Here is a 17,126-nt window from a genome sequence, read left to right on the forward strand (position 1 = left end):
GCTGTCTTCACTCCCACTCTTCGCGAAACCCATCCATGAGCAACCAGAACCGTACCTTCAACGTCGCCGTCGTGGGCGCCACCGGCGCCGTCGGCGAAACCATGCTGTCCATCCTCGCCGAGCGCAACTTCCCGATCGGCACGCTCGTCGCGCTGGCCTCCGAGCGTTCGGCCGGCAGCAGCGTCGAGTTCAACGGCGAAAAGATCACCGTGCAGGATCTCGCCACGTTCGACCCGGCCGGCATCGACATCGCGCTGTTTTCCGCCGGTGGCGGCATCTCCAAGGAGTTCGCGCCGAAGTTCGCGGCCGCGGGCGCCGTGGTCATCGACAACTCCTCGGCTTTCCGCTACGACGCCGACATCCCGCTGGTGGTCAGCGAGGTGAATCCGGAGCAGGTGCAGAACCGTCCGCGCGGCATCATCGCCAACCCGAACTGCTCGACCATGCAGATGCTGGTGGCGCTGGCGCCGATCCACCGGAAGGTCGGCATCGAGCGCATCAACGTGGCGACCTACCAGTCGGTATCCGGCGCGGGCCGCTCGGCGCTGGAGGAACTCGGCCGCCAGACCGGCGCGCTGCTGAACTTCCAGGACCCGGACCCGCAGCGCTTCCCGGTGCAGATCGCCTTCAACCTGATCCCGCACATCGACGACTTCCTCGACAACGGCTTCACCAAGGAAGAAATGAAGCTGGTGTGGGAGACCCGCAAGATCCTCGGCGACGACAGCATCCAGGTGAACCCGACCGCGGTGCGCGTGCCGGTGTTCTACGGCCACTCCGAAGCCGTCGCCATCGAAACCCGCGAGAAGATCACGGCGGCTGAAGCTCGCGCGTTGCTGGAAGCCGCGCCGGGCATCGAGGTGGTGGACGACCGTGCCCCGGGTGGCTATCCGACGCCGGTGACCCATGCCTCCGGTACCGACGCGGTCTATGTCGGTCGCATCCGCGAGGACATCTCGCATCCGCGCGGCCTGAATCTGTGGATCGTGTCCGACAACATCCGCAAGGGCGCCGCCCTGAACGCGGTGCAGGTGGCGGAGTTGGTGGCGAAAAACGGCTGAGCGGCTATAGTCGTGGCCGGGAAACTTGGGGAAGGGCCGTGAAACCGAAGCACAGACCTCGGACGGCAAGACTCCGCCTGGCCGGCATGTTCGGGCTGGGGCTGGCGTTGCTGAGCAACGTCGCCCTGGCGCTCGGCCTGGGGGAGATAAGGGTCAAATCGCAACCCGGCCAGCCACTGCTGGCCGAGATTCCGGTCATTTCCAGCGAGCCGGGGGAGCTCGAGCAACTGCGTGCGCGCCTGGCCTCGCCGGTGACATTCGAACGTGTCGGCCTGCCTCGCCCGCAGGGCCTGGTGAACGAGCTGGACTTCGCGGTCGCGCTGGACGATGCCGGCCGCCCGGTCGTGCGCGTCACCAGCCGCACGCCGGTCGACGTGCCGGCGGTAAACTTCCTGATCGAAGTGGACTGGGGCCAGGGCCGGCTGGTCCGTGAGTACTCGGCGCTGGTCAGTGCGCCCGGCACGCTGGCCGCCGCCGAGCAGCCGATCATCGATGCGCCGGCCGCCGCGCCGACGGACATCATCAACCGCCCGGTCGAGCCGGTTGCCGCCGCACCGGAACCTGCGCCGACGCCGCCTGCGCCGGAAGCCCCGGTGCGGCCGACGCCCGCGCCGACACCCGTCGTGGCGGCGGCGCCGACGCCATCCGTCGCGCCCGGCGACACGCTTGCGCCGGTTCGCCGCGGCCAGTCGCTGTCGCAGATCGCGGCGCCGCTGGCGCGAGAACAGGGCTACACGCTCGACCAGGCGATGGTGGCGCTGCTGCGCGCCAATCCCGAGGCCTTCATCAACGGCAACCTCAACCTGCTGAAGCAGGGCGCGGTACTGCGCGTGCCGGAGTCGACGGAAGCACAGACCATCCTGGAGAGCGAGGCAGCGGCGCTGGTCCGCAGCCAGATCGCCGAGTGGCGGCGCGCGCGCGCGCCGATCCCGCAACCGGCGGCCGTGGTCGAGCCGGCAGCGACCTCCACGCCAGCCGCGCCGTCGCGCGCGCCGGCAGTGGCGGACGCACGGCTGGAAATCGCACCCGCGGCGACGAGCACGTCGGGTTCTGGAACGCAGTCCGGCGTCAGCGCCGGCGGTGAGGGCGAGATGTTGGCGAACGAACAGTTGCAGCAGTCGAAGGAAGACCTGGCCGCGCGCGAAGCCGAAGTGCAGGAACTGCGCTCGCAGGTCGCGGACCTGGAAAAGCTGAAGGCGCAGCAGGAAAAGTTGCTGGCCATGAAGGACAGCGACCTGGCCGCCGCGCAGCAACGGCTGGCGCAGAGCAACGGCAGCGACGGTGGCGTGCCGGTGTGGGCATGGGCGGGCTTTGGCCTGCTGTTCGTCGGCGCGCTGGCCTGGGGATTCGCGCAGCGACGCCAGCGCCTGTCGCCGGCTCCCGTGCCGCGCAACCCGGTGTTCGGCAAGGCGCCGTCCGAGAGCCGTGCCGCGGAGCTCGCCGCCGTGATGCCGCAAGCCGCGCCCGAACCCGAGCCGGTGCATACGCCGAGTCCCGTACTGGAGCCGGCGGTCGTCCTGCCGCAGGCCGTGGCGCCACGGCCTGCGCCGAAGGCTGCCCCCACACCCGCATCCACGCCGGGTCCCACCTGGCATGCCGGCGGCAGCACCACGCCTGCAGCGCCGGCCATGCCGCCACCGCCGGCAGGTCGCGACCGTCTGGAACTGGCGGTGGCTTACCTCGACCTGGGTGATGTCGCCACCGCGCGCGACCTGTTGAACGAGGTGGCGGCGGGCAACGACGTGACGGCGCGCGACGAGGCCCTGCAGTTGCTCCGCGATATCGGATGACGGACGCGGAGTGATGTCGTGACGCGCTACGCGCTGGGCGTCGAATACGACGGCAGCGGATTCAAGGGCTGGCAACGGCTGAGCAAGTCCGGCACGCCGGACGACACCACCACCGTGCAGGCGGCGCTGGAAGCCGCACTGTCGTCGGTTGCCGATGCGCAGGTCGACACGATCTGCGCGGGCCGCACCGATGCCGGCGTGCATGCGCAATGCCAGGTGGTGCATTTCGACAGCGGCGTCGTCCGCACGCCGCGCGGCTGGCTGCTGGGCGCCACGGCACGGCTGCCACCGGCGGTCTGCGTGCGCTGGTGCCAGCCGGTCGCCGACGATTTCCATGCACGCTTCTCCGCACGCGCGCGTCGCTACCGCTACACGCTGGTCAACCGGCTGGCGCGACCGGCGCTGGAGCGGCAGTACCTCAGCTGGGAGCGGATGCCGCTGGACGCGGACGCCATGCATCGCGCCGCGCAGGTGCTGCTGGGCGAAAACGACTTCAGCGCCTTCCGTACCGTGCACTGCCAGTCGCCGCATGCGATGCGCAACCTGCATGCGATCACGGTGACGCGGCAAGGCGAGCGCGTGATTGTCGAGGTGCAGGCGAACGCCTTCCTGCACCACATGGTCCGCAACATCGTCGGCTCGCTGCTGGTGGTGGGGCGTGGCGAACGGCCCGAGGGCTGGATCGGCGAACTGCTGGCCGGCCGCGACCGGACTGTGGCCGGACCGACCGCGCCGCCGGACGGTCTGGTCTTCGTCAGTCCGCTGTATCCGGCGGAGTGGGCGTTGCCGATCGAAGTGACCTTGCAGGACACGCCAATCCCAGTCGCCACGCCCTCACTGTAGGAACGGGCCATGCCCGCGATGCTTTTTATCCAACCCAGCCCTGCGGAAAAGCATCGCGGGCATGGCCCGCTCCTGCAGCACCAGAAGTGGCGGGCATCGCCCGATCCCTCGCGATCTTCCGAAACCGGCTACGCTTCCGCGACGCCCGACAGGTCCTTCCCGCCATGCATACGCGCATCAAGTTCTGCGGCCTGACCCGCGCCGAGGATGTCCGCCTGGCGGTGGAACTGGGCGTCGATTACGTCGGCCTGGTGTTCGCGCCGCATAGCCCGCGCCGGCTGCTGCTGGGGCAGGCGCGCATGCTGCGCGACCTGGTGCCCGAGGAGATCGCGGTCGTCGCCCTGGTGATGGACAACCCGCGCAGCGACATCGAGCACGTCGTCGAATCGCTGCAGCCGGATCTGCTGCAGTTCCATGGCAGCGAGGACGATGCGCTGGCGACGTCGTTCGGGCGTCCGTACTGGAAGGCGATCGCGATGGGTGGACAGGACGAGAGTGTGTTCGCCAGTCTCTCGGATTATCCCGGTGCGCACGGCTTTCTGTTCGATGGCCATGCGGCGGGCGAGCAGGGCGGAAGCGGCCAGCGGTTCGACTGGCGGCGCATGCCGACCTCCGCCGACAAACCGTTCCTGCTCGCGGGCGGCCTGTCGCCGGAGAACGTCGGCCTGGCCCTGCGCACGGCGCGGCCTTGGGGCGTGGACGTGTCCAGCGGCATCGAATCGGCGCCCGGCATCAAGGACGCGGAGAAGATGCGGCGCTTCGTCGATGCCGTGCGCGAGGCTGACGCCCGCGGCTGATCTCAGGCGAGCATGGCGCGCAGCCACGTCGCCAATGCCGGAATCCGGGGGTCCGGATTGCCGCGCCGGGTGCACAGCGCCCATTCCCCGCCGGTGTCCACGAAGCCCCACGGCGCGACGAGGCGTCCGCTCTCCAGGTCGGCCTGCACCAGTTCCTGCGGCGCGATGGCCACGCCCAGGCCGGCGACGGCCGCTTCCAGCAGGTAGGTCAGATGATCGAAGCCGGCGCCCAGGCGGAGTTGGCCAGCATCCACGCCCCGGGCCTCGAACCAGCGCGGCCAGGCCTGCGGGCGCGAGGCGGTATGCAGGACCGCTTCGTTCGCCAGCGCGCTGGCCGGCGCCCTTTCCAGTCGCACGAAGCCGGCATGGCGCGGGCTGACCACCGGCCCGATCCGCTCGGGTACCAGTGGGTGCACGTCCCAGCCCGTCGGCCACGGCGCTTCGCCGACCAGCAGGGCGGCATCGAGCCCGGTCAGCGCGTCGTCGAAGCCGCCCTCCTGTGCCGACAGGTGCAGGGTCAGCGTGGGCAGGTCGACCGCCAGCCGCTCCAGCCGCGGAATCACCCAGCGCGCCAGCAGGCTGCCCGGGCAGCCGAGGACGAAAGCGGACGGCCGGCGGTCGCGCTGCAGCGCGGCCCAGCCGGACTGCAGGGAAGAGAACGCGTCGCCCGCCAGGTCACGCAGGCGCAGGCCGTCGGCGGTCAGCGCCAGGCCACGCCCGTCGCGGACGAACAGCGGACGCCCCAGTGCCTCCTCCAGCGTGCGTATATGCCGGCTGACCGCGCCATGGGTGACATGCAGCTCGCCGGCAGCCCGGCTGACGCTGCCCAGCCGGGCGGCGGCCTCGAAGGCGCGCAGGGCGTTGAGCGGGGGCAGGGGGCGCGACATGGCGTGAGTTTAAGTCACGGGTTGGTGATATTTCATCGATTTAGTGGGAGGGACCTGTGCGCTAGAGTGACGGCTCATCCGCTCCCGTACGACCTGCCATGGCTGCCCCCGCTGATTACCATGCCTATCCCGACGCCCGCGGCCACTTCGGCCGGCATGGCGGCCGCTTCGTCGCCGAGACCCTGATCGGGCCGCTGCAGGAACTGTCGGCCGCCTACGACGCCGCGCGGGTCGATCCGGCCTTCATCGCCGCCTTCGACAAGGACCTGAAGTATTACGTCGGCCGGCCCAGCCCGATCTACCACGCCGAGCGGCTGAGTCGCGAAGTGGGCGGCGCGCAGATCCTGCTCAAGCGCGAGGACCTGAACCACACCGGCGCGCACAAGATCAACAACACCATCGGGCAGGCGCTGCTGGCCAGCCGGATGGGCAAGAAGCGGATCATCGCCGAGACCGGCGCCGGCCAGCACGGCGTGGCCAGCGCCACGGTCGCCACGCGGCTGGGCCTGGAATGCGTGGTCTACATGGGCGCCACCGACATCGAGCGGCAGAAGATCAACGTCTACCGCATGAAGCTGCTCGGCGCGACGGTGGTGCCGGTGACCAGCGGCTCGGCCACGCTGAAGGACGCGCTGAACGAAGCGATGCGCGACTGGGTGACCAACGTGCACGACACCTTCTACATCATCGGCACCGTCGCCGGCCCGGATCCATATCCGCGCATGGTGCGCGACTTCAACGCCGTGGTCGGCCGCGAGGCGCGCGCGCAGATGCTGGCCGACTACGGCCGCCTGCCGGATGCGATCACCGCCTGCGTCGGCGGCGGCAGCAATGCCATCGGCCTTTTCCATGCCTTCCTCAACGATCCCGGCGTGCGCATCGTCGGTGCCGAGGCCGCGGGCGATGGCATCGAAACCGGACGCCACGCCTCGTCGCTGTCTGCCGGACGCGTGGGCGTGCTGCACGGCAACCGCACCTACGTGATCTGCGACGACGACGGGCAGATCATCGAAACGCATTCCATCTCCGCCGGCCTTGACTACCCGGGCGTCGGGCCGGAGCACGCCTTCCTGAAGGACAGTGGTCGCGCCGAGTATGTCGGCATCACCGACGACGAAGCGCTCGCCGCCTTCCATCGCCTGACCCGCACCGAAGGCATCCTGCCGGCGCTGGAATCCAGCCACGCGGTCGCCCAGGCCATCAAGCTGGCGCGAGAGTTGCCGAAGGACCAGCTGGTGCTGTGCAACCTGTCCGGCCGTGGCGACAAGGACGTGCACACCATCGCGGCGCGGGAAGGCATTTCGCTTTGACGCGGTGCTCCCTCCCCTTCAAGGGGAGGGCCGGGGAGGGGAGGGTGTTTGTTTTGCCGAGCGTGCTGATCATTCCTCCCACACCATCCCCACCCAACCCTCCCCTTGAAGGGGAGGGCTCTGAAGCTCGATCTCCTGGACGTTTCCGATGAGCCGTTTCGAACAGAAATTCGCCGAACTGAAATCCGCAGGCCGCAAGGCCCTCGTGCCCTTCATCACGGCCGGCGATCCGTCGCTGGAATCCACGGTGCCGGTGATGCACGCATTGGTTGCGGCCGGTGCCGATGTCATCGAGCTGGGCGTGCCGTTCTCCGATCCCATGGCCGACGGGCCGACCATCCAGCGCAGTTCCGAACGCGCGCTGGCCCGGGGTGCCGGCCTGCGCTACGTGCTGGAGGCGGTCGAGGTGTTCCGCCAGCAGGACGACGGCACGCCGATCGTGCTGATGGGCTATCTGAATCCGGTCGAGATCCACGGCGCCGAGCGCTTTGCGCGTGAAGCGGTCGCGGCCGGTGTCGACGGCGTGCTGCTGGTCGATCTGCCGCCGGAGGAGGCCGAGGAGACGCGCGCGGTGTTCGACCGGGAAGGGCTGGCGCTGATCGCGCTGGCCTCGCCGACCACCTCGCCCGAGCGCCGGCGGATGCTGTGCGACGCCGCGCAGGGCTACCTGTACTACGTCAGTTTCGCGGGCGTCACGGGCGCCTCCGACCGGCTGGACACGGCCGCGGCGGGCGAACGACTGAAGCAGCTTCGTGCGGGTTCGCGGGCGCCCGTCGTGGCCGGTTTCGGCATCAAGGATGCCGACAGCGCCCGCGCGATGGCGGCCGATGCCGATGGCGTCGTGGTCGGCAGTGCGCTGGTGGCGGCGTTGGCAGAGGCAGGTAGCGACGCCCCGGCGCGGGCAGCGGCGTTCCTGGCCCCGTTGCGCGCGGCGCTGGATGGCTGAGCCTCCGTACGGTTGTGCATGGACGACTGAGCTAAACTGCCGCGCTAATCCACGAGGCCCCGCCAGGGGCAGGCAGCAAGACCACGCATGAGCTGGCTCAGCAAACTGATGCCGTCGGGCATCCGCACCGAAGGCACCGCAGGCAAGAGCAAACGCAGCGTCCCCGAGGGGCTGTGGGAAAAATGCGACCGCTGCGGCGCGGTGCTGTACCGGCCGGAGCTGGAGGAAAACCTGGAGGTCTGCCCGAAGTGCAGCTTCCACATGCCGATCCGCGCCCGCGCCCGTCTGGCGGCGCTGTTCGATCCCGGCAGCACCCGCGAGATCGGCGCCACGCTCGGCCCGACCGACGTGCTGAAGTTCAAGGACCAGAAGAAGTACGCCGACCGCATCAAGGCCGCGCAGAAGAGCACCGGCGAGCGCGATGCGCTGATCACGCTGCAGGGCACGCTCAAGGGTCGCGACCTGGTCGCCAGTTCCTTCGACTTCGCCTACATGGGCGGCTCGATGGGCTCGGTGGTGGGCGAGCGCTTCTCGCTGGGCGCGGAGCGCGCGCTGGAGATCGGGTCGCCGTTCGTGTGCTTCTCCGCCAGCGGCGGCGCGCGCATGCAGGAAAGCCTGTTCTCGCTGATGCAGATGGCGAAGACCTCCGCCGCGCTCGGACGCCTGCGCGAAGCCGGCCTGCCGTACATCTCGGTGATGACGCACCCCACCACCGGCGGCGTGTCGGCGAGCTTCGCGATGCTGGGCGACATCAACCTCGCCGAGCCGGAAGCGCTGATCGGCTTCGCCGGCCCCCGCGTGATCGAGCAGACCGTGCGCGAGACGCTGCCGGAAGGCTTCCAGCGTTCCGAGTTCCTCGTCGCGCACGGCGCGATCGACCAGATCTGCGACCGCCGCGAGATGCGTGACCGCCTGGCGGACCTGCTGGCGTTGTTGATGCGACAGCCCAAGCCCGAAGACAGCGAACTGGTGACCGCATGAGCCGCAAGTACTTTGGCACCGACGGCATCCGTGGCCGCGTCGGTACCAGCCCGATCTCGGCGGATTTCGTGCTGCGCCTCGGCAACGCGCTGGGACGCGTGCTGTGCGAGAACAGCAGCGGTGCCCGCCCGGTCGTGGTGATCGGCAAGGACACGCGCATTTCCGGTTACATGTTCGAAGCGGCGCTGGAAGCGGGTCTGGTCGCCGCCGGCGCCGACGTGCAACTGATGGGGCCGATGCCGACGCCGGCCGTCGCCTTCCTGACCCGTACGCTGGGTGCCGACGCCGGCATCGTCATCAGCGCCTCGCACAATCCGCACTACGACAACGGCATCAAGTTCTTCTCCGCCGAAGGCGAGAAGCTGGACGACGCCACCGAGGCGGCCATCGAAGCCGCGCTGGATGGCGAGTTCGTCACCGTCGAATCCGACAAGCTGGGCAAGGCGATCCGCACGCGCGACGCGGTCGGCCGCTACATGGAATTCTGCAAGGCCAGCGTGCCGCGCCGCTTCGACCTGAAGGGGCTGAAGCTGGTGCTGGACTGCGCGCACGGTGCGACCTACCACATCGCGCCGCTGCTGTTCCGCGAACTGGGCGCCGACGTGATCACCATCGGCGCGGAGCCGAATGGCATCAACATCAATGATGGCGTGGGTTCCATGCACATCGACAACCTGGCCGCGAAAGTGCGGGAGACCGGCGCACACCTCGGCATCGCGTTCGACGGCGACGGCGACCGCGTGTTGATGGCGGACGGGCAGGGTGCGCCGGTGGATGGCGATCAGCTGATCTACCTGCTGGCCCGCGACTGGCAGGCGAGCGGGCGGCTGCGCGGCCCGGTGGTCGGCACGCTGATGACCAACTACGGTCTGGAGCGCGCGCTGGGCAAGCTCGAGATTCCGTTCGTCCGCACCAAGGTCGGCGACCGCTACGTGCACCAGGCGCTGGTCGAGGGCAATGCGGTGCTCGGCGGCGAAGCGTCCGGCCACCTGCTGTGCCTGGACCGCACGACGACCGGCGACGCGATCATCGCGGCGCTGCAGGTGCTGGAAGCGTTGAAGCGTCGCAAGGTGACGCTGCGCGATGCGCTCGACGGTCTCACGATGCTGCCGCAGAAGACCATCAACGTGAAGCTGGCCGCAGGCGCGAAGCCGACCGAGGCCGCGAGCGTGCAGGCCGCGCTGGCGCTGGCGCAGGCCGCGGTGTCCGGGCGTGGGCGCGCCTTCCTGCGTCCTTCCGGCACCGAACCGGTCGTGCGCGTCACCGTCGAAGCGGACGACGACACGCTGGTGAAGAACACGCTGGAAACGCTGGCCGAGGCCGTGCGCGCCGCCGCCGCGGCCTGAGCCGGATCGATGAACCTCTGGCGCGGTGATGGTCCCCGGGCCTCCTGCGCCTTTCCCTTGTTGGAGCAGATTGCATGAGTGCCCGAATTCCCACGCTGGACATCACCCGTTTCGATACCGACCGCGAGGCCTTCGTGGCCGAACTCGGCGCCGCGTATCGCGAATGGGGCTTCGCCGGCATCCGCAACCACGGCATCCCGCAGGCGCAGATCGACGCGGCCTACGATGTGTTCAAGCGCTTCTTCGCGCTGCCCGACGATGCCAAGAAGCGCTATCACGTGCCAGGCAGTGGTGGCGCGCGCGGCTATACCGCGTTCGGCGTGGAGACCGCGAAGGACTCCAAGCATTTCGACCTCAAGGAGTTCTGGCACATCGGTCGCGAGATCCCGGACGATTCGAAGTACCGCGACGTGATGCCGCCGAACCTGTGGCCCGATGAAGTGCCCGGCTTCCGCGAGCATGGCTATGGGCTGTACCAGGCGCTCGACCAGTTGGGTTCGCGCGTGCTGTCGGCGCTGGCGCTGCACATCGGCCTGCCCGAGACCTACTTCGCCGACAAGACCGATTCCGGCAACTCGATCCTGCGCCCGATCCACTATCCGCCGATCACCGCCGACGACATCCCGAACGTGCGCGCGGGTGCGCACGAGGACATCAACCTGATCACGTTGCTGGTGGGCGCCAGCGCCGCCGGCCTGGAAGTGCGGTCGAAGCAGGGCGAGTGGGTGCCGTTCACCTCGGACGCCGACACCATCGTGGTCAACATCGGCGACATGCTGCAGCGCCTGACCAACCACGTGTATCCGTCCACCACGCACCGCGTGACCAACCCGCCGGGCGAACAGGCGCGCCAGCCGCGCTATTCGGTGCCGTTCTTCCTGCACCCGAATCCGGACTTCCTGATCGACGTGCTGCCGTCCACGATCACCGCGGACAATCCGAAGCGGTACCCCGAGCCGATCACCGCGCAGGGCTACCTGGAAGAGCGCCTGCGCGAGATCAAGCTGAAATAGGGCGGGCCCAGGCCCGCCATCGCACGACACACGACGCCGGGATGTCCGGCTTCATGCGTTTGAGGCGGTCTCAATCCAGCGGGCGCACCTTGCGCGAGTTGCGCGCCATCATGCCCAGCGCCAGCCGGTGAGGCAGCAGCTTCACGATGGCGTGCAGCACCCGGTAGCGCCAGCCGGGGACCACCAGCACATCGCCCCGCTCTGTGCCGTCGATGCCGGCGCGCGCCACGTCGGCGGCCTGCAGCCACATGGACGGCGATACCCGCATCCGCGCGCGCGTGCCGGTGACATCGTGGAACTCGGAGTAGGTGAAGCCCGGGCACAGGGCAGTGACGTGCACGCCCTTGTCGTTGTTCTCCAGCGCAAGCGCCTCGCTGAACTTCAACAGGAAGGCCTTGGCCGGCGCGTACAGGGTCTGTCCGTCGGCGGCCGGCATCAGCGCGGCGAACGAAGCGACATTGAGGATGCGGCCATGGCCGGCGGTGCGGATCGAGGGCAGCAATCGCCAGGTCAGTTCGCACACGCTGGTCACCATCACCCGCAGGAAGGCGGCGTGGTCGGTCCAGTCGCTGCTGCGGTAACGCCCCGGTATGCCGTAGCCGGCGTTGTTGACCAGGATGCGGATCTTCACGCCGCGTCGCGCGAGTTCGGCCACCAGTGCCTCGGGCGCGGCGGGATCGGCCAGGTCCGCGGCCACGAGCTCCACCGGCACCTGCGCTCGCAGTTCCGTCGCCAATGCCTGCAACCGGTCCGCGCGCCGGGCCGTCAGCACCAGCGGGACGCCGCGCCTCGCGTACTCCCGTGCGATCTGCTCGCCGATACCGCTGGAGGCGCCCGTGACCAGGGCGTAGCCGGCAGGAGGGGCAGGGGTGGCGTCGGACATGCGGGCTCCTGGGCAAGCGAAGGGGTTCAGGCACGATAGCGCGCGGGTAGGTGTGCCGCCCAACATGGGCTAGACTGCGCGCCCTCGAACTGGACAGGAATTGGTCTTATGCGTCGCAAGCTCGTGGCCGGCAACTGGAAGCTCCATGGCACCCGCGGTTTCGCCAACGCGCTGATGGACGAACTGGTCGCAGGCCTGCCGCTGGACGGCGTGGACCTGCTGATCCTGCCGCCGCTGCCCTATCTGGGCGAGCTGATCGAGGACTACGCCGGCCGTGGCGTGGCCTTCGGCGCGCAGGACGTCAGCAGCAACGAAAAGGGCGCCTACACCGGTGAAGTCTGTGCCGCCATGCTGGTGGACGTGGGCGCGCGCTACGGGCTGGTCGGGCATTCCGAGCGTCGCCAGTACCACAACGAGAGCAGCGAACTGGTGGCGAAGAAGTTCGTCGCCGCCAAGAACGCCAGCCTGATCCCGGTGCTGTGCGTGGGCGAGACCGAGCAGCAGCGAAAGGACGGGCAGACCGAGTTCCGCATCCAGAAGCAACTGCAGGCGGTGTTCGACCTGGCTGGCCCGCAGGCCTTCGATGGCGCCGTCATCGCCTACGAGCCGGTCTGGGCCATCGGCACCGGCCTGACGGCCACGCCAGCCCAGGCCCAGGCGGTGCATGCGTTCATCCGTGGCGAAGTCGCCGCGCGCGATGCTAGAATCGCCGGCTCGTTGCCTCTCCTGTACGGCGGCAGCGTGAAGCCCGACAACGCCGCGGAACTGTTCTCGCAGCCCGATGTCGATGGAGGGCTCGTGGGCGGCGCTTCCCTGGTCGCCCGGGATTTCCTGGCCATCGCGCAGGCGGCGGCCGGTCGGGGGTGACCCCGGCACGACCGGTCCATCGGGACCGGGCGACTCAACCGGTTGAGACTGATTCCAAATGTGGATGTTGATCCTGAATGTGGTGTACGTGCTGGTGGCCATCGCCATCATCGCGTTGGTGCTGATGCAGCGGGGTTCCGGCGCCCAAGCGGGTTCGGGCTTCGGCGGCGGCGCCTCCGGCACGGTGTTCGGCGCGCGCGGCGCGTCCAACTTCCTGTCCAAGAGCACCAAGTGGCTGGCCATCGCGTTCTTCGGCATCAGCCTGTTCATGGCCTGGTACGCGACGCACAGCGCGCGTCCGACCACCCAGCAGAACCTCGGTGTGATGTCCGAGCTGCCCGCAGCGCCGGCTGCGCCGGTGGGCGAACTGCCGAAGCCGTCCACCGTGCCGAGCACGCCCATCCAGCAGGCGCCCGCCGCGCCGCAGGAGCCGGCGCCGGCAACCGGAACGCCGCCGGTGACGCCGCCGCAGGGCGGCTGATCGCGGATACAATGGCGCGGCGTACCGCGCAGGTTTCAAAGCCCAGGTGGCGGAATTGGTAGACGCACTACCTTGAGGTGGTAGCGGCGAAAGTCGTAGGGGTTCGAGTCCCCTCTTGGGCACCAATCGGCGGGTCGGCGGCAACGTCGCTCCCGCATGGAAAAACCCGCCTTCCGGCGGGTTTTTTCTTTTGCCGACTGCGGTGATATGCGCCGGTAATCGTTTACTAGCGAGTTCACGAACCGTTACAATCCCGCCGATTCATCGGGCGCCCGGTACGTGTTGCGGAAGGGCTCCCGCCGAAGATGGGCCCGGTGGTTGCGCCACGGGTCGCGCACGGCCTGGCCGGACGCGGGCGATGCGAGCCCCATTCATGCCGTGCCGCGTCGTGCGCGCCGGCGGATAGGACAAGACGAGACAAGCGAGTGCTGGCCAATTACCTGCCCACCCTGTTGTTCCTGATCGTCGCCACCGGCATCGGCATCGCGCTGATGGTGGCCGGTCGCTTCCTCGGCCCGCGTCGCCCCGACGCCCAGAAGCTGTCCCCGTACGAATGCGGCTTCGAGGCCTTCGAAGACGCGCGCATGAAGTTCGACGTGCGCTACTACCTGATCGCCATCCAGTTCATCGTGTTCGATCTGGAAATCATCTTCATTGTTCCGTGGACACTGGTGTTCCAGGAGCTGGGTCCGCGTGCGCTGGTCACGATGGGCCTGTTCGTGGGCATGCTGTTCCTCGGCTTCGTTTACGTTTGGAAGAAGGGAGCGCTCGAATGGGAGTGATCCAGACCGTCGACCGTCTGATGAACAACCCGATCCCGGAAGGGCGGGTGGACGACATCCTGCGCCCCGAAGGCGACAACCCGCTGCTGGAAAAGGGCTACGTCACCACCAGCGTCGACGCGCTGATGAACTGGGCGCGTACCGGTTCGATGTGGCCGATGACCTTCGGCCTGGCCTGCTGCGCGGTGGAAATGATGCATGCCGGCACCTCGCGCCTGGACCTGGACCGCTACGGCGTGGTGTTCCGCCCGTCGCCGCGCCAGTCCGACGTGATGATCGTGGCCGGCACGCTGGTCAACAAGATGGCCCCGGCGCTGCGCAAGGTCTACGACCAGATGCCCGAGCCGAAGTGGGTCATCTCGATGGGCAGCTGCGCCAACGGCGGCGGCTACTACCACTACTCGTACTCGGTGGTGCGCGGTTGCGATCGCGTGGTGCCGGTGGACGTGTACGTGCCGGGCTGCCCGCCCACGGCCGAAGCGCTGGTGTACGGCATCCTGCAACTGCAGAAGAAGATCTGGCGCACGCAGACCATCGCGCGCTGATCCTCCATTCCCCCGAATCCTTTCTAGAGCACGCCACGCCCCATGGCTGAGCAAGCTGCAAACTTCACCGACCAGCTGCGCGCCCGCTTCGCGGACGCCACGGTCAGCGTGGCCGAGCCGCGCGGCGAGATCACCCTGGAAGTACCGTCCGCCTCCTGGCACGCGGTCTGCCTGGCGCTGCGCGACGAGTTCGGTTTCGAACAGGCCGTCGATGTCAGCGGCGTGGACTACCTGGGCTACGGCAGCGCCGAGTGGGATACCGCCGACGTGTCGTCCGAAGGTTTCAGTCGCGGCGTCGAGGGCTTCGGTCCGGGCCGCTTCAACTGGGACCAGCGTCCGCGCGACGCCGCCCGTCCGAACCGCTTCGCCGTGGTCCTGCATCTGCTGTCGTACCAGCACAACCGCCGCGTGCGCGTGCGCTGCTTCGCGCCGGACGACGGCCTGCCGGTGGTCGCGTCGCTGTGCGACGTGTGGCCGGGCCTGAACTGGTTCGAGCGCGAGGCGTTCGACCTGTACGGCATCATCTTCGAAGGCCATCCGGACCTGCGCCGCATCCTGACCGACTACGGCTTCGTCGGTCATCCGTTCCGCAAGGACTTCCCGCTGATCGGCAACGTCGAAGTCCGCTACGACGAAGAGAAGAAGCGCGTGGTGTACGAACCGGTCACCTCGGTCGAGCCGCGTGTCGGCGTGCCGCGCGTGATCCGCGACGACGCCCGCTACCAGACCGCCGCCGGCGAGCAGGCCGCGCGCGAGGGCAAGGCATGAGCAATCCGCAATCCGGCGTCGCGTTCGCCAGCAATCCTGCCGAAAGCAAGCAGGAAATCCGCAACTACACGCTGAACTTCGGTCCCCAGCATCCGGCCGCGCACGGCGTGCTGCGCCTGATCCTGGAGATGGACGGCGAGACCATCGTCCGTGCCGATCCGCACGTGGGCCTGCTGCACCGGGGCACCGAGAAGCTGGCCGAGTCCAAGCCGTTCAACCAGTCGATCGGCTACATGGACCGCCTCGACTACGTGTCGATGATGTGCAACGAGCACGCCTACGTGCGCGCCATCGAAACCCTGATGGGCATCGAAGCGCCGGAGCGCGCGCAGTACATCCGCACGATGTACGACGAGATCACCCGCATCCTGAACCACCTGATGTGGATCGGCTCCAATGCGCTCGATCTCGGCGCGATGGCGGTCATGCTGTACGCCTTCCGTGAGCGCGAAGAGCTGATGGACTGCTACGAAGCGGTCAGCGGCGCGCGCATGCACGCGGCCTACTACCGGCCGGGCGGCGTGTACCGCGACCTGCCGGACCGCATGCCGAAGTACAAGGAATCGCCTTGGCGCAAGGGCAAGGCGCTGAAGCACTTCAACCAGGCGCGCGAGGGCTCGCTGCTCGACTTCCTGGAAGATTTCACCAACGAATTCCCGAAGCGCGTCGACGAGTACGAGACGCTGCTGACCGACAACCGCATCTGGAAGCAGCGCACCGTCGGGATCGGCGTCGTCGCGCCCGAGCAGGCGCGCGCCTGGGGCATGACCGGCGCCATGCTGCGCGGTTCGGGCATCGCCTGGGACCTGCGCAAGAAGCAGCCGTACGCGAAGTACGATGTGGTCGATTTCGACATCCCGGTCGGCGTCAACGGCGACTGCTACGACCGTTACCTGGTCCGCGTCGCCGAGATGCGCCAGTCCAACCGCATCATCCAGCAGTGCGTGACGTGGCTGAAGGCCAACCCCGGTCCGGTCATGGTGCAGAACTTCAAGGTCGCGCCACCCTCCCGCGAGGAGATGAAGGACGACATGGAAGCGCTGATCCACCACTTCAAGCTCTTCAGCGAGGGCTACTGCGTGCCGGCCGGCGAGACCTACGCCGCGGTCGAAGCGCCAAAGGGCGAGTTCGGCTGCTACCTGGTATCCGACGGCGCCAACAAGCCGTTCCGCGTGAAGCTGCGCGCGCCGGGTTTCGCGCACCTCTCCTCGATGGACGAGATCGTGCGCGGCCACATGCTCCCCGACGTCGTCGCGATGATCGGTACCTATGATCTTGTCTTTGGTGAGGTGGACCGATGAGGGCCACGGGTAATTTCGAAGCGGCGCAGAATGTCGATCCGCTGGTGGCGTTGAGCGACAAGACGCGCGCGCACATCGATCATTGGCTGACCAAGTTCCCGCCGGACCGCAAGCGTTCCGCGGTGCTGCAGGGCCTGCATGCCGCGCAGGAGCAGAACGAGGGCTGGCTGACCGACGAGTTGATCGCCGCCGTCGCCAAGTACCTCGACCTGCCGCCGGTATGGGCGTACGAAGTCGCCAGCTTCTACTCGATGTTCGAGACCGAGAAGGTCGGCCGCAACAACGTCGCGTTCTGCACCAACATCAGCTGCTGGCTCAACGGCGCCGAGGATCTGGTCGCGCACGCGGAGAAGAAGCTCGGCTGCAAGCTGGGCGAATCCACCGCCGACGGTCGTGTCTACCTGAAGCGCGAAGAAGAATGCGTCGCCGCCTGCTGCGGCGCGCCGGTCGTGGTCATCAACGGCCACTACCACGAGAAGCTGACGCCGGCGAAGGTCGACGAGCTGCTGGACGGGCTGGAGTAAG

18 protein-coding genes and 1 tRNA gene are annotated in these 17,126 nt (G+C 68.4%); 17 read left to right on the forward strand and 2 right to left on the reverse strand.

Annotated features, from left to right (window positions below; all coding sequences use genetic code 11):
- Positions 1-35 precede the first annotated feature (35 nt).
- The 4 genes from CSC78_RS03745 to CSC78_RS03760 all read left to right on the forward strand — a co-directional run bounded on the left by CSC78_RS03745 (position 36) and on the right by CSC78_RS03760 (position 4,491).
- On the forward strand, positions 36-1,061 hold the full coding sequence (locus CSC78_RS03745) for an aspartate-semialdehyde dehydrogenase (protein WP_162336569.1): 1,026 nt from the start codon (positions 36-38) through the stop codon (positions 1,059-1,061).
- 86 nt (positions 1,062-1,147) lie between these two features.
- Positions 1,148-2,851 carry a FimV/HubP family polar landmark protein gene (locus CSC78_RS03750; RefSeq protein ID WP_162336689.1) on the forward strand — a complete coding sequence of 568 codons (1,704 nt, stop codon included), beginning with the start codon at positions 1,148-1,150 and terminating at the stop codon, positions 2,849-2,851.
- Between the two features lie 18 nt (positions 2,852-2,869).
- Positions 2,870-3,694, forward strand: a complete 825-nt coding sequence (truA, locus tag CSC78_RS03755) for a tRNA pseudouridine(38-40) synthase TruA (RefSeq protein WP_162336570.1) — start codon at positions 2,870-2,872, stop codon at positions 3,692-3,694.
- A gap of 164 nt (positions 3,695-3,858) precedes the next feature.
- Positions 3,859-4,491, forward strand: a complete 633-nt coding sequence (locus CSC78_RS03760) for a phosphoribosylanthranilate isomerase (RefSeq protein ID WP_162336571.1) — start codon at positions 3,859-3,861, stop codon at positions 4,489-4,491.
- Positions 4,492-4,493: 2 nt separating this feature from the next.
- Here CSC78_RS03760 and CSC78_RS03765 read toward each other — a convergent pair whose 3' ends face one another.
- Positions 4,494-5,378, reverse strand: a complete 885-nt coding sequence (locus CSC78_RS03765; RefSeq protein ID WP_162336572.1) for a LysR family transcriptional regulator — start codon at positions 5,376-5,378, stop codon at positions 4,494-4,496.
- 98 nt (positions 5,379-5,476) lie between these two features.
- Between CSC78_RS03765 and trpB the strand changes: the two genes are divergently transcribed.
- The 5 genes from trpB (at position 5,477) to CSC78_RS03790 (ending at position 10,974) form a co-directional block, all read left to right on the forward strand.
- Positions 5,477-6,688, forward strand: a complete 1,212-nt coding sequence (gene trpB, locus CSC78_RS03770; RefSeq protein ID WP_162336573.1) for a tryptophan synthase subunit beta — start codon at positions 5,477-5,479, stop codon at positions 6,686-6,688.
- 148 nt (positions 6,689-6,836) lie between these two features.
- Positions 6,837-7,634: a tryptophan synthase subunit alpha gene (gene trpA, locus CSC78_RS03775; protein ID WP_162336574.1), complete on the forward strand. Its 798-nt coding sequence runs from the start codon at positions 6,837-6,839 to the stop codon at positions 7,632-7,634.
- Between the two features lie 87 nt (positions 7,635-7,721).
- The gene (gene accD / locus CSC78_RS03780) at positions 7,722-8,615 is read left to right on the forward strand and encodes an acetyl-CoA carboxylase, carboxyltransferase subunit beta (RefSeq protein WP_162336575.1); all 894 of its coding nucleotides are present in this window, start codon (positions 7,722-7,724) and stop codon (positions 8,613-8,615) included.
- On the forward strand, positions 8,612-9,961 hold the full coding sequence (gene glmM / locus CSC78_RS03785) for a phosphoglucosamine mutase (protein ID WP_162336576.1): 1,350 nt from the start codon (positions 8,612-8,614) through the stop codon (positions 9,959-9,961). Before accD ends, glmM begins: the two co-directional genes overlap by 4 nt.
- Positions 9,962-10,035: 74 nt before the next feature.
- Positions 10,036-10,974 (forward strand): isopenicillin N synthase family dioxygenase, encoded by a 939-nt coding sequence (locus CSC78_RS03790; protein ID WP_162336577.1) that lies wholly within the window; start codon positions 10,036-10,038, stop codon positions 10,972-10,974.
- A 70-nt stretch (positions 10,975-11,044) separates the two neighbouring features.
- Here CSC78_RS03790 and CSC78_RS03795 read toward each other — a convergent pair whose 3' ends face one another.
- Positions 11,045-11,857, reverse strand: coding sequence for an SDR family NAD(P)-dependent oxidoreductase (locus CSC78_RS03795; RefSeq protein WP_162336578.1), 813 nt, complete (start codon positions 11,855-11,857; stop codon positions 11,045-11,047).
- 108 nt (positions 11,858-11,965) lie between these two features.
- On the opposite strand from CSC78_RS03795, the gene tpiA reads away from it, so the two are divergent.
- From tpiA to nuoE, 8 genes are all read left to right on the forward strand, one after another.
- Positions 11,966-12,724, forward strand: a complete 759-nt coding sequence (tpiA, locus tag CSC78_RS03800) for a triose-phosphate isomerase (protein WP_162336579.1) — start codon at positions 11,966-11,968, stop codon at positions 12,722-12,724.
- Between the two features lie 58 nt (positions 12,725-12,782).
- The gene (gene secG, locus CSC78_RS03805) at positions 12,783-13,205 is read left to right on the forward strand and encodes a preprotein translocase subunit SecG (RefSeq protein ID WP_162336580.1); all 423 of its coding nucleotides are present in this window, start codon (positions 12,783-12,785) and stop codon (positions 13,203-13,205) included.
- Between the two features lie 40 nt (positions 13,206-13,245).
- Positions 13,246-13,330 (forward strand) — tRNA-Leu (locus CSC78_RS03810).
- Positions 13,331-13,630: 300 nt separating this feature from the next.
- The gene (locus CSC78_RS03815) at positions 13,631-13,987 is read left to right on the forward strand and encodes an NADH-quinone oxidoreductase subunit A (protein ID WP_162108536.1); all 357 of its coding nucleotides are present in this window, start codon (positions 13,631-13,633) and stop codon (positions 13,985-13,987) included.
- On the forward strand, positions 13,978-14,532 hold the full coding sequence (locus CSC78_RS03820) for a NuoB/complex I 20 kDa subunit family protein (RefSeq protein WP_055943825.1): 555 nt from the start codon (positions 13,978-13,980) through the stop codon (positions 14,530-14,532). Before CSC78_RS03815 ends, CSC78_RS03820 begins: the two co-directional genes overlap by 10 nt.
- 42 nt (positions 14,533-14,574) lie before the next feature.
- Positions 14,575-15,300, forward strand: a complete 726-nt coding sequence (locus CSC78_RS03825) for an NADH-quinone oxidoreductase subunit C (RefSeq protein WP_162336581.1) — start codon at positions 14,575-14,577, stop codon at positions 15,298-15,300.
- On the forward strand, positions 15,297-16,601 hold the full coding sequence (locus tag CSC78_RS03830; RefSeq protein WP_162336582.1) for an NADH-quinone oxidoreductase subunit D: 1,305 nt from the start codon (positions 15,297-15,299) through the stop codon (positions 16,599-16,601). Before CSC78_RS03825 ends, CSC78_RS03830 begins: the two co-directional genes overlap by 4 nt.
- Positions 16,598-17,125 (forward strand): NADH-quinone oxidoreductase subunit NuoE, encoded by a 528-nt coding sequence (gene nuoE, locus CSC78_RS03835; protein ID WP_162336583.1) that lies wholly within the window; start codon positions 16,598-16,600, stop codon positions 17,123-17,125. The genes CSC78_RS03830 and nuoE overlap by 4 nt, the downstream gene beginning before the upstream one ends.
- Position 17,126: the final 1 nt, after the last annotated feature.

It is taken from the genome of Pseudoxanthomonas japonensis (assembly GCF_010093445.1).
Lineage (GTDB): Bacteria > Pseudomonadota > Gammaproteobacteria > Xanthomonadales > Xanthomonadaceae > Pseudoxanthomonas_A > Pseudoxanthomonas_A japonensis.